Source organism: Paradesertivirga mongoliensis, from assembly GCF_024436395.1.
GTDB classification, from domain to species: domain Bacteria; phylum Bacteroidota; class Bacteroidia; order Sphingobacteriales; family Sphingobacteriaceae; genus Paradesertivirga; species Paradesertivirga mongoliensis.
On the sequence record NZ_JAFMZO010000002.1, the window covers coordinates 913,512 to 926,617 of the forward strand.

The 13,106-nt window shown below is 42.9% G+C and carries 9 protein-coding genes and 1 tRNA gene; 5 read left to right on the forward strand and 5 right to left on the reverse strand.

The annotated features are described in order from the left end of the window. Positions 1 to 23: 23 nt before the first annotated feature. On the reverse strand, positions 24 to 2,222 hold the full coding sequence (locus tag J3P43_RS10055; protein WP_255901785.1) for a fasciclin domain-containing protein: 2,199 nt from the start codon (positions 2,220 to 2,222) through the stop codon (positions 24 to 26). A 502-nt stretch (positions 2,223 to 2,724) separates the two neighbouring features. Between J3P43_RS10055 and J3P43_RS10060 the strand changes: the two genes are divergently transcribed. Continuing rightward, a complete protein-coding gene (locus J3P43_RS10060; protein WP_255901787.1) occupies positions 2,725 to 4,101 on the forward strand; it encodes a glycosyl hydrolase 53 family protein in 1,377 nt (458 codons plus the stop codon). Positions 4,102 to 4,511: 410 nt separating this feature from the next. Here the strand turns inward: J3P43_RS10060 and J3P43_RS10065 are convergent, their stop codons facing one another. The 4 genes from J3P43_RS10065 to J3P43_RS10080 form a co-directional block, all read right to left on the reverse strand. Beyond that, positions 4,512 to 6,140 carry a family 43 glycosylhydrolase gene (locus J3P43_RS10065; RefSeq protein ID WP_255901789.1) on the reverse strand — a complete coding sequence of 543 codons (1,629 nt, stop codon included), beginning with the start codon at positions 6,138 to 6,140 and terminating at the stop codon, positions 4,512 to 4,514. Positions 6,141 to 6,224: 84 nt separating this feature from the next. Next, entirely contained in the window at positions 6,225 to 7,193 is a 969-nt protein-coding gene (locus J3P43_RS10070; protein WP_255901792.1) for an alpha/beta fold hydrolase, read from the reverse strand. 48 nt (positions 7,194 to 7,241) lie between these two features. Next, the gene (locus J3P43_RS10075; protein WP_255901795.1) at positions 7,242 to 8,144 is read right to left on the reverse strand and encodes a poly(ethylene terephthalate) hydrolase family protein; all 903 of its coding nucleotides are present in this window, start codon (positions 8,142 to 8,144) and stop codon (positions 7,242 to 7,244) included. A 337-nt stretch (positions 8,145 to 8,481) separates the two neighbouring features. After that, positions 8,482 to 8,555, reverse strand: a tRNA-Ile gene (locus J3P43_RS10080). Between the two features lie 248 nt (positions 8,556 to 8,803). Between J3P43_RS10080 and J3P43_RS10085 the strand changes: the two genes are divergently transcribed. The 4 genes from J3P43_RS10085 to J3P43_RS10100 all read left to right on the forward strand — a co-directional run bounded on the left by J3P43_RS10085 (position 8,804) and on the right by J3P43_RS10100 (position 13,082). Continuing rightward, the gene (locus J3P43_RS10085; RefSeq protein ID WP_255901798.1) at positions 8,804 to 9,598 is read left to right on the forward strand and encodes a phosphatase PAP2 family protein; all 795 of its coding nucleotides are present in this window, start codon (positions 8,804 to 8,806) and stop codon (positions 9,596 to 9,598) included. A 177-nt stretch (positions 9,599 to 9,775) separates the two neighbouring features. Then, positions 9,776 to 11,032 (forward strand): asparagine synthetase B, encoded by a 1,257-nt coding sequence (locus tag J3P43_RS10090; RefSeq protein WP_369414792.1) that lies wholly within the window; start codon positions 9,776 to 9,778, stop codon positions 11,030 to 11,032. Positions 11,033 to 11,319: 287 nt separating this feature from the next. Further along, entirely contained in the window at positions 11,320 to 12,765 is a 1,446-nt protein-coding gene (gene asnS / locus J3P43_RS10095; RefSeq protein ID WP_255901800.1) for an asparagine--tRNA ligase, read from the forward strand. A gap of 71 nt (positions 12,766 to 12,836) precedes the next feature. Then, complete coding sequence (locus tag J3P43_RS10100) at positions 12,837 to 13,082, forward strand: KTSC domain-containing protein (RefSeq protein WP_255901803.1); 246 nt, start codon at positions 12,837 to 12,839, stop codon at positions 13,080 to 13,082. The last annotated feature ends 24 nt before the right edge of the window (positions 13,083 to 13,106 follow it).

The following is a 13,106-nucleotide window of genomic DNA, read 5'->3' on the forward strand; positions in this document are numbered from 1 at the left end:
TTTTATACGTTTACTTCGTTCGTTTAATTAGTATATAACAATATCCGGTCGATAGAATGTATCAGCGCTCTGTCTGCAAGGTTGTTGCTGCCCGACAAAACTAAACTGGCAGTATTTCCAAGATTATCAGTTACCACCATAGCATTGGGAGTAGTTTCAATTCTAATATAAGTATCCGGGCTTTCTGGATTTGCCGGGTCATCATACACTGTTGACATCTGGCCCTGTTTAAATGGATCGCCATCGGGAGCAACTGTTTCCTTATCTACAAAATGATACAGTATAAAACGATTGATTTCAGCCTGTTCAGCTAGATTGGCAGACCGGGTTGTAGTTGGAATCCCTGTAATTTTATTTCCGGGCAGTTCGCCACGCTTTACAGCTTCCATGATTGCCTGGTTAGTTGGTATTAGCACCGTATATTTGACGCCCTGAGAAACACCTGCAATAGAACCATTGCTGTTCCACAGGGTGGATTTGCTTAAAAAATCGAAAAAGTAGCCATATAAACTAGGTTTAGCTGCAGCAAGCTCCTGAATTCTAGTACCCAAACGCTTTGTTCCGTAGGCCAGCACTCCTGAAACCGTAAACACGGGGCCATTCACGGTTTGCTCTGTCTTAGTAATAGTTAATGGTGTATTGGTTTCTATATTTCCTGACGCCCAAATCTTGTTATTATCATATATCAAGTATTCCTCCACTTCGCTTTCTCCCTTTGATCCCTTTAATACTCCCTTCCCGGATAAATCGGTAATGTTGGCGAAAGAATTGTCGATTACAGACATATGAATAAGCCTCAAGAATTGGTTTCTGGCATTGTTATCTACGATTGTAGCACCAGTCGCAGGATTTCTCCAGCTGTAGTTATTAATCGCTTCGTTGAATGTGTAACCGGCCTCCAGTAACTGCTCATCAGACTGCATAATTAATCCGAACTTATCCAGCGGTTCAATTATCTTATTTCTAAGGTTTCTATCTAATCCCCTAACCTGCAACAGATAATTCCGGTTTAGATATGGCTTAGAGTAAACCGTACGAAACACATTCGCTTCCTGTATCGCATCAATACCGTAAAAATTTCCATTACTTAGCATCTTCGTCTCAAGAACTTTGCTGGGATCAAAAGTGATCTCCTCTGCCTTTGCATTGGCGGTGGTTGTCAGCGCACTTGGCCAGAGCGCTCTGTTCCAAAGGTGTGAATCAATGAAATGCCTTCTCATGGCTGGCGAAAGCTCCGGTCCCCAATCTTTCAGAAGATACTCCTTGTATGCTATTACATGTTCGTTGGTCGGAATCATCGCACTCCAGAAATTCGCCTGAGCGTCGGAACTTCCGGTCGATAGAAAATTCTCATTGTTCGGAGAGAAAGACATATTTGCATACCGCTTAACAAATACGGTATCGTCCGATCCCGAAATTGCCTTGTAACGAGTCTGCAATTTGTAATTAGTTGTCAATACGGCATCTTGCTCAAGTATTTTTTTAAATTCACTGTACTCGGGCTTGGATGACAAATACTCCATAATATTAACAGGAGGCAGTAGCACTTTATCAACCGCGTGTATCATACCATTCTGAGCTACTATATCGGATTGCGTGACACTTGCGTCCACTACATTAAAGCCGGAAAACGTTGCATTGGGGAAGAACGTCTTATAATCCTCCAAAGTAATATTGGTAGCAGCGAAAAGAGCGTCAGTAAAAAACGGCACATATTTATTATTGTTATCGGCCTCATTGTAGTTTCCATTCGAATTTGTTCCCAGATATTTTTTGCCGTCTTCCTCATAAACGAAGTCATAATAGGTACTCTTCTTCCTGAATGACAGTCCCGGTTCCAGAATTTTTTCCGGACTTTCGAATGTGCTGATGTTATCTTTTCTGTATGAGTTATAGAGTGTATTATATCTAACAATAGTTTCAGCCGTCTTCTTGTCTATGTCATTAATACTAGACAGGCCCTTTAATTCCGCATAAGCCTGAAACGCTTCATTAGTAGGTGCAAATAGTGTCCAGTAGCCGGCCTTTCCTAAAATATCTTTATAGCCAGCCTTGTCGATCACTGCCAGCATACTGGTGTAACCGTTAGCCTGCAGCTGATCATAAATTGGAGGTGCAAGATTTGATGGTCTGCCATAAAACTCATCCAGCTCCTTCTTATTACAGCCGGCAAATAAAATGAGTAGCAAAAGGTACAATAAACCAGGTATTGATCTCTTCATATTGATTATGTATATATTATGTAATTACAGATTAAACAAGGACACCCGGATAAATGGTTCAGATTCCGGGTTCAATTGGTTCACTAGCTAAGAAAGTAAAGCTTTAATCATACATTATTATTATTGGTTATTGGTTGTTTTAAAATTGGTTATTGGTTCTTATTCAAAAGAACTGAGAATGAAGGATTTCTACTTATCTAATTGGTTCTGTATTTTATCCTATTTGTCACACCGGACGGCTCTGAATGCCATATTTGGAGGAATTTGCATCAAAAAAACAGCGTTTAAAGCCTCTATCGGCGTATTTTGAACCTGTTTTAATGTTCAAAAGAGAACAAACATGCGACTGGTAACAGATTGGTGACAGAATCCCAAAGTGCATGCCCTAAAGAAATTCATGCTTAAGTTTATTGCAGCAAATGTCACCGGCACAAAAATTCGAATACCCAAAACAAAAATTTTAGTACCTGTCAACAATTAATAATAAAACTATATGATTTCTATGTCCAACTTTTTTAAACTTCTGGTAAGTACCACAACTGTGCTCACCTTTTACTCCCAAGACGTCAAGGCCCAGGTAGCCAAGCCCACGGAAATTCAAATAACTGCTTACAGAACTACCATTTTTGCCGATGGCAAAGACGAAGTTCTGATTGTTGCCAAATTAATTGATAATAAAGGGAATGAAGTGAGCGGTGTTAGCAAGCCCGTTTCTTACAAAGTTTCTGGCGACGCTAAAATCATAAGCATCAACGGCGTGAATGCTGAGAGCATGCGTACTGATACCACCTGGAAAGCGAACCTGGCAGGAAAGGCTAACATCATATTAAAGGCTGGAAAATCGCGATCCATTATCAAATTTAAGGCTAATGGCGATAGCCTTAGGGAAGGAGCTACTGAAATCCATAGCATACAGCCAGGAAAACCTACTAAGGTTACAACGGCGAGCTATAAGCCCAAAACCATTTCAGATAAGATATTGGGCGCTGACATTTCTTTCTTGCCGCAAAACGAAGCAAGGGGCGCAAAATACAGTGACAATGGAGTTGAAAAGGATGCTCTGGTTATTCTAAAAGATCACGGAATTAATTATATACGTATCCGCTTGTTCAATAACCCTTCTCAACCGAGAGGCTATTCCCCGAACCGCGGGTTTTGCGACCTTGAAAACACCAAGAAACTAGCTAAGCGAGTAAAAGCTGCAGGAATGAAATTTCTCCTTGATTTTCATTACAGCGATAACTGGGCCGATCCGCAGCAGCAAAGAAAGCCTCTGGCATGGGTAGGGAAGGATTTTGCAGCTATAAAAGATTCTGTTGAGGCATTCACTAAATATGCGATGCAGCAACTTAAAGACCAGGGAACTGAGCCTGATATGGTTCAGGTGGGTAACGAGGTTAACCACGGCATGATTTGGCCGGATGGACATATAAACAATCTGGATAGTCTTGCACAATTATTTTATGCGGGCTTTAAGGGTGTTAAGGCAGTTAGTCCTAATGCTACTATTATGCTACACGTAGCTCTTGGAGGACAAATAGAAGAATCGGAATTTTTCTATGATGCGATGGCTAAACGCAATGTCCCTTACGATATTATCGGCTTATCTTACTACCCTAAATGGCATGGAACTCCGGAAGATCTAAAAAAGAATATGGCCGCCCTTTCCAAGAAGTACAACAGACAAATTATGGTTGCGGAATATAGCCAAATGAAGCCTCTCGTGAACGAAATAGCGTTCACAGTACCCGGAGGCAAGGGTATAGGCAGCTTTATTTGGGAGCCCCTAAGCTGGGGTGAAGCGGTATTCGACAGAACTGGTAAGTCAAATGAGTATCTGCACCAGTTTACTCCAATCTCAGAGAAATATTTAAAATAAACCCACGCCCAAAAAGCTAGGCCTTCAGAAATGAAGGCCTTAGCTTTTTAATCCGACACCACTTATCCTCGCCTTACATAAAAAACATCCTTCAGACGGCTCACAAAATTTGCTCCCTCCGCATATGCGAGATCATGGAGCTTAGTCGAGAACTCTCTGAACAGGCCCGTGTACCGAATTTGCTGTGTATTTAAACTATCACCGATTTTGCACCAAACAGCAAAACTTATCTGGATAATCTTCCTAAGAGAATATAAAACAATCTGACATTCAACCTTACGCCTCTCAAAGGCTTCCGAGACAAGTAAACTAGCCAGATGTTGCACCCAAGCATTGGCAAACACTTGCATCCAAATAAAAAAACCCTGCCAGATTCTAGTTAGCAGGGCTCTACATTTAAATAATTTTTTTTATTTCGCTTTTATAAGGGAAATATCATCAACCTGGCAGGAAGCCAATGCTTTTCCCTTAGCAAGAAAACCGACCTCTACTTTTCCGTTTCTAACTTGCACACCCTTAAGCTCTACCATTCTAAATTGCTGGCTTCCACCCTTTACATTCGTAGCGTGCCTCTTGCCTCCGCTTTCTGCATACATCTCCAGCTTATCAAACCCCTCAGTGTTTTTGATTGAAGCTTTAAGATTATACACTCCATTAGGTAGCTTCACGTACGGAGATGAGCTGATAACCTGCGAAACTTTCCGTTCGAAAGGTACTTTATCGCTAATGTTTAGGCCTCGTTCGCCTATCACCACCTTCCTTTCCTCCTCTGTATTGGCATAATTAAGCACAGGAGAGGTGGCGGTGTCGAGAGAAACCTTATTTCCTTTTAGCACCGCAGTTTCCCAACCTATCAAATAGGTTTGAACGGGTTTCACCGGGCTGGGCATTTTTTTCCGGTCAGCTTCAAAGCTGCCATTTTTTACCCAATTATTATCAGCGGCAACTTCCCACTCACCTGTTTTGGCATCAAGGTTCCATGAGCCGAGAGAATTGAAATAAGGCTTCGCTCCGTTAAACGACAATGGCACCCACTGGTTGTACCCAAGGCCATTACCTGCGAAATCCGCCCATCTATCCCCGCAGTAAATAACCGTTTCCTGCTTGCTGCCACGAAGAGTAACAAAAAAGCCGGTTTGCGTAACATGGGCGTAATCTTCAGAGGCGCCGTCCATTACAAGCATGTTATTGACTGGTTGATACGGCCCATAAATATTATCTGCCACCAGGTAATAGGCTAATGACGAGTCCCAGCCGTATAAATTAGAAGCAGCCATATAATATTTCCCCTTGTACTTAAACATACAGTTTCCTTCCCGACCAGAGCTGTGGTAAATCTGAACACTGTTCAGCAGATCTACTTTTCCGTTTTTTACACCTATTTCGGAAACATAAATTTTATTTCTCCCTTGCCCGTAAGAATACACGAGGTAAGATTTTCCGGTATCTTCATCCGTAAAAACCGTTTGGTCGCCTGTATTTGGTGTCCCTATAATCTCAAGCATACTTTTCTTCTGATGCCAGGTAAAAGGACCCGCAGGATGATCGGAAACCGAAATCAAAACCTGATTCCCTTGCCGGTTACCATGCTGAATAAACATAGCATACTTATTAATCTCCTTAACATAAGCCACCCCGAGGCGCCCTACCCAGAATGCTCTTCCCTGCTCATTAACCACTTCTTTACTCATAGCATCTGATTCATGAGTCCAGTTAACCAGGTCTGTTGAAGTATAACAGGTTACCGCCTCGAAAGTCTGCCTGGGCAAAGTCTTGTTCGGGGAGTTTCTGTAAGTTTCCCCTTCCTTATAGTGAACACCATACCAGTAGTACTTTTCCTGTCCGGTTTTAGGGTCTTTAAAGGTAAATATCCCACCACCCTGACTGTAAATGGGCTTCCCGTCTTTGGTATCCCAGAACACATTGTTTTTTATATTGAGCTTTTGAGCCTTGCTTTCCCGGGCGAAAATTGTGATTAAAACTGCGAAAACAGATAATGTATACTTCCAGGAGAATTTGATGATGGAGTTTGAACGCATATGTATATAATTGAAATAGATATTATTAATAGGAAAACCTCGACTACATAGTGCCGAGGTTCTGTAATAAAACGGTTGTATAACTTACAATTTAGATAGAAACTCCCTCAGTACTTCAGTAGTACGTTCCAGTTTATCGTGATGCAGGTTATGTGCAGCCCCGTCGATATGCACCAACTTACCTTTTGGCATTACTGAGGCGGCATCTTCGTTGGCTTTACGCACATCAGCTGGAGCATCAGCTTTTAATATGATTGCCGGCACCTGAATTTTTGACAACGCCCCCGCCGTATTCATTGTACCGCTCATCGCTTGCGAAGCTTCAGGTGTGTACGGCCCGTGATATTGTTTTTTGGAAAGAGCCCAGTACTCTATGTCCATCTTGTCCCACAGGGGATTCTGACGCCGGCCGGTGGCTATCAGATCCTCGAAGCTATAGTTGTTTTGAGCAACCAGGGTTTCGGCGCTGCCAAACATGCTTACAGATAAACGATTATTAGGGCTTCCGGCTAGAGCTGTTGGTTGCGGACTTTGTGGCTGAGGGCTACGATTAGGAACCCCTCTCGCTGCATTTGCAGCCCCCCCGGAACGAGGCCTGAGGCCCGGATCAAGCATAACAATTGCCCGGCCAATTTCCGGATATTCAGCACCAACACGCATCACAGTAGCAGCACCCATCGAATGCCCCATAAGAATGGGATTCTTGAATTTCATTATCTTCACAAACTCCACAACATCTTTTACTAACGTCTCACCATTATCACCTGTGGTAAATGGGTCGGTTAAGCCATGTCCGCGGGCATCAAGCATATAAACGTCGTACATATCCTGAAGCTTCAAAGCTAAAGTGGTCCAGCATAATCCGTTATCCGTAACCCCATGAACCATCACCATTACGGGTTTCTCTGGCTTGGGCGTTGCACGGTAGTAGTGAATTCGGATTCCGTTTGCATAAGCATAGCCATCCGACCATCCATCAGGAATTTTAACCTGCTGTGCAAATACAACAGTAGGGAGGAGCAACAGAAGCCCCCAATTTTTTTTTAGATACATAAGAGTTTGTTGTTAGTTAATTAAGTGTGTTTAGCGTCTTAAATTTCATTATGGCATATTCTTCTTCTCAACTGTCCAGTTCGAATTTTTCGAAAGACCGGCGGGTGTACCTGAAAACATTTTACCAGCTTCTCTATCTCCCTTTAACTGCCACTTGTACCATGCAGTGGCAACTTTTGCAAATTCACCACCATGCGGCTGAGCGTAGGTTCCGCCATGACCAACATCCATGTTAGCCATAAATACCGGTACATGATTGATTTGCTGATAATCGTCCATGCCATTCGCATAAGCGATATCTTTCTCTCCTCCAAGCATATACAATGTAGGCGAATGAATCTTTTTAAGATTTTCCTTAGTAAGGTTGGGCATATTACTTATGCCGTTTCCGGGAGTTTTAAAAATGCCGCTATTACAAACAACTACTGTGCTGACACGCGGATCCGAGGCGACTTCCAGCGTTTGCAGGCCACCGCAGGACATGCCGCTCACTGATATTTTTTTCACATCAATTTTATTGTAATAGGGACTTGTTTTGTCGGCATTTTGAGCAATTGCCCAATTAATTGCATCGACGAGCTGTGAGGAAGCGGATTTCCCGCGACCCTTTTCTCCTTCCTGAGGCACAGGACCGATAGCAACCACCAGAAAGCCGTAAGACGAAACCTCCGACAAAAAATTCACATGCTCCCAGGGAGAATTCGCACAAGCCCCGTTTCCCCAGGCGATTATTGGTAGTTTATTTCCATTGCCAAATACGCTCAGATCTTTTGGACGAAAGACTGTATGCGTTGGCAAGCTTGCTTCGCCGAGCATAACTGCGCTGTATGGACCAGTTCCACCATCTTCCACAACTCTTGAAGTAGTTCGAGGCGGGGTAGTTTGTTGCTGAGCAATTAAAGCGCCTGCACAAAACAAGCAGAGAAAGATAAAAAGCGAGATTTTAACCATATAGATTTAATTAGATATAAAACGATGTTACTTGTTCGAGTCAAAATACAGCAAAAAACAGTATGATATTTATCCCTATAATTATTTTTTTTATCCAATTGATACGAAGGTTAGGATGATTTAGCCAAATGACCTAAATCTGCTGATTGATACCCGGGATGCCCTTTGAGGAGATCACACTTCAAAAAATTTCTCAGTGTTTATACCATTACAAGCATTAAGCCTTACACGTACCACAGATTGGGAAACTTTGGGAAAGATTGGAAGGCCGCAAACTATAAACGCCTGTAAATCATATAATTTACAGGCGTTTGACCTTCTTTGAGAAGGGCTTTCGTGCGCCCACCTGGGCTCGAACCAGGGACCAAAAGATTATGAGTCTTCTACTCTAACCAACTGAGCTATGAGCGCTGCTAACCGTAGTTTGCGCTGCAAATTTAACTATTTGACGCAATTATTAAAATATCTTATCACAAATATACCATCCAATACAGCACACTGGTAATCAGTCCATTGAAAGGCTTATACCTTCTTTTCTGCTAAATCTTTTTTCAAATATTTCAATCTTTTACGCTTAGTTCTCCGTAGAAACACCAGGCAATAGAATTGGGGAATTCTCTAAGCCTCCATAAAATTATAAACCTTGAGAGAGATCCGTGATGTTTCAAATTTCCTTTTTTAACAACCTCAGAGTAACATGTTATATCCTGCTCATTAGCATACTGCCAGGCAGCCTGTATAGCCAGACTTCTGCAGACAGCCTGATAAAAACTATTGAACATAGCAAAACCGTCAAAAAGAAGCCTTTGAAATTAGTTGCTCCGGCACTTATGATGGGCGTAGGTGCACTTGCGCTTGAAAGCCACCTGCTTCAGGACATCAACCGTACGGTCCGGTATCATGTACTTGCAACCAAGCCCAATGTGAATAATACCCTGGAAGATGGATTGCGACATATCCCGCTGGCGTCTGCCTTTGTTGTCCTGCCCTTACTTGGCGCTAAAAGTGAGAGCAAATTTATCGACAAGGTGATGGTATACGCCATTGCTACAACCCTGGCAGATCAAACCGTTGCGCGATTAAAAACGGAAACTAAATCGCAGAGACCTGATGGTACTGATCGCCGTTCTTTTCCAAGTGGACATACCGCCACCGCCTTTATGTCAGCCGAATTTTTGCGTAAAGAATACGGCGAAACTATGCCATGGGCCGCATTAATTGGCTATACGGCCGCCACAGCTACCGGAGCATTACGAGTATACCATAACAAACATTGGCTTACCGATGTGGTCGCTGGCGCTGGTCTAGGAATTCTTTCTACGAATCTCGCTTATCTTATCCATTCTAAAACAACAAAACTTAGCCACAGAGTGATGTCGTCGAAAAAATTAACAATGCTTCCTGCTTATCAGCAAAAGACTATGAGTTTAAGTCTGGTTTACCGCCCGAATTAGGTGCTTAACCAATAGAAAAACACTTAGCGAGCCATCCAAAAACTTTATATCCAAGTTGTTACTATTCAAAAATACCATTTTACGAGCATTGGAAGGAGATCAGTATAAATGTAGGCTCAGCTAAAAACATATTCTGCATACCGAAGTAGTATATTTAGCTGGCTTCAGTTGACAACCATGTTTAAAGGCTCCTTTCTGTTTTTGCTGATGGTGTTCAAGCTCAATTCATGGGCGAGTTCGATACTTATCCCTATGGACGCCGGTCAGAAAAATCACCTAAAAGCATATGGACTAGCCTATTGGTCGCTACAAAACGGAATAGATACCGATTGGCTGTTAAATTACCGCAACGGAAGCTTTCTCCTGAAATACTCGCAGACAGCAGAAAAGGAATGTAAGATCCGGGGTATTTCCTACGAGGTGGTTACCGATGGAAAAGCTAACTTGATCATAGGAGAAATAGTGGATCCCAACGTAAATATGGAGTTGGTGAAATTAGAAAAGGCTCCAAAAATCGCTGTATACAGTCCAAAGAACAAGATACCGTCCAATACCGAAGACACTGATGCCGTTTTGTTAGTACTCGAGTATGCCGAAATCCCATATGACATTATTTACGATGAAGAGGTGATGAAAGGCGACCTGAGCAAATACGACTGGCTGCACCTCCATCACGAAGATTTCACAGGTCAGTTTGGAAGAAGCCGGCGGCAGACAAATTTTCAGGAAGGGGTGCAAATTCAGCAGTCGTTAGCTCGAAAATACGGTTACCAAAAAGTGTCATTGTTAAAGCTGGCCGTTACAAAAGCTATACGTGATTTCTGCCTTGGCGGCGGATTCCTGTTCGCAATGTGCTCCGGAGCAGATACGTTTGACATTGCCCTCGCGGCAGAGGGTGTCGACATCTGCGACGATATTTACGATGGTGATGGCGTAGATCCGGATGCGCAGGAAAAACTGGATTTTTCAAGAACCTTCGCATTCAGAAATTTCATCCTTAATCTCAACCCTTACGGGGGATTTTCAAATATTGACGTATCAAGAACAAGAGACGTAGATTACACAAACGACTTCTTCACCTTGTTCGAATTCTCTGCAAAAAGTGATATTGTGCCTACAATGCTTACCCAAGATCACGAATTTGTGATTAAGGGATTTAATGGTCAGACAACAGCCTTTCGAAAAGACGTTCTGAAACCCAATGTATTGGTGATGGCTGAAACGAAAAGCGCCAACGAAGCCCGATACATTCACGGAGAATTTGGCAACGGCCAATGGACATTTTACGGTGGTCACGATCCGGAAAAGAGTCGCGGTGGTGGCAGAGGAAATATCCCTACCGATTTGAACTTACATCCTAATTCGCCTGGCTACAGGCTGATTTTAAACAATGTGCTGTTTCCTGCTGCCCGGAAGAAAAAGCAGAAGACCTGATTGTCTTGTGCGACTCGAACTCTGCAAAGTTCAAAAATTCAACGCTTTCAGAACACGGTCTGCGTTTTTTAACGACACAGGGAACAACCAGCCCGATTGTATGAAAAGCCCGAAGTGTGTCGACTTAAAGCGTCAGGCGCACTTGTCCCCCAGGGACTCCTTAGAGAAAGGAAAGCGCGGCTGCAGCATCTACAAAGCAGCAATTGACGTTTCTAAATCAGCATCTGCTTTTTCAGTTCCAATTGCCGCGCGGATTCGTATTTTTGCGCTTTCTAAACGAGTATATTATGTCGAGAACTAAGATTAAAGATTTACTGAACGCAACCGACTTCGGGCAGCAGGTTATTGTTAAAGGATGGGTTAGAACCTTCCGTAACAATCAGTTTATAGCCATTAATGACGGCTCGACATTAAATAATATTCAAGCTGTCGTTGATTTTGCTTCGACTGATGAAGCCCTGCTGAAACGTGTTACCACAGGAGCTGCCGTTTCTGTTACAGGCGAGCTGGTGGAGTCGTTAGGAAAAGGCCAGCGGGTAGAGATAAAGGTAACTGAGCTTGAAATCCTGGGCGACAGCGATGCCGAAAAGTATCCGCTTCAGCCGAAAAAACACAGTCTTGAATTTTTGCGTGAAATAGCCCACCTGCGTTTCCGTACCAATACTTTTAATGCTGTTTTTAAGATCAGACATGCTCTTGCCTTCGCTGTGCATAAGTTTTTTAACGACAAGGGGTTTGTGTATATGCACACTCCTATTATTACCGGTTCTGATGCTGAAGGTGCTGGAGAGATGTTTCGAGTTACCACGATAGACTTCGACAGTGTGCCGCGTAATGAGGATGGCACCGTAAATTACAAAGAGGATTTCTTCGGAAAGTCGACCAATCTCACCGTATCCGGCCAGCTAGAGGGCGAGCTCGCTGCGATGGCTTTTGGAGAAGTTTATACCTTCGGCCCCACATTTAGGGCAGAAAATTCGAATACCACCCGCCACCTGGCCGAATTCTGGATGATCGAGCCAGAAATGGCTTTTTACGATATCCACGATAACATGGATCTGGCGGAAGAGCTTTTGAAATATGTGATCAGATATGCTCTTGACAATTGTTCTGATGAGCTTGAGTTCTTAAAGAACCGTTTATTAGAAGAAGAAAAGCAAAAAGCACAGAACGAGCGCTCTGAACTTGATTTGATAGCCAAATTAAACTTCTGTCTGGAAAATAACTTTGAGCGTTTAACCTATACCGAGGCGATTAACATCCTAAAGAGCTCGAAACCGAACCAGAAAAAGCAGTTTAAATACTTAATTGACGATTGGGGTGCCGATCTGCAATCGGAACACGAGCGTTACCTGGTTGAAAAGCACTTCAAAAAACCGGTGATCCTAACTGATTATCCTGCGGCCATCAAATCTTTCTATATGCGAAGAAATGACGGCGATGTTTCTGGTAAAGAAACTGTGCGTGCAATGGATATTTTGTTTCCGGGAATCGGCGAGATTGTTGGCGGATCGCAGCGTGAAGAACGCTTAGACGTTTTACAAAAGCGTATGGAGGATTTGCATATTCCGGTCGGGGAAATGGACTGGTACCTCGACACCAGACGTTTCGGTTCGGCGCCACACTCGGGATTCGGCTTAGGGTTTGAAAGGCTGGTACTCTTTGTTACCGGAATGACAAATATCAGAGACGTAATTCCCTTCCCCAGAACACCTAAAAACGCAGAATTTTAGACTTTCTGAAGGGAATAAAACCAAAAAAAATAAAATTAAACAAATAGCCCGCTTTTGGGCTTTTTGTTTGAATGAAAAGGCTGAATACAGAGAACAGGTTATATACTCCTAATTCGGGAACAACTGTTTATATTGATTATATTCCCAAAGCCCAAGTTTTAGAAATTGAGTATAAAAATGGGAAGGTTTACCGGTATTACGATGTAGAACCGGATACCTGGGAGGAATACAGAGAAACGGTAACCTCTGGCGGTTCATCTGGCGTCTATGTAAACTTCAATATCAAACCCAATTACGAATACGAGGAATTGACCTAAACCTTTTAATCGTTCAGGCTGCCT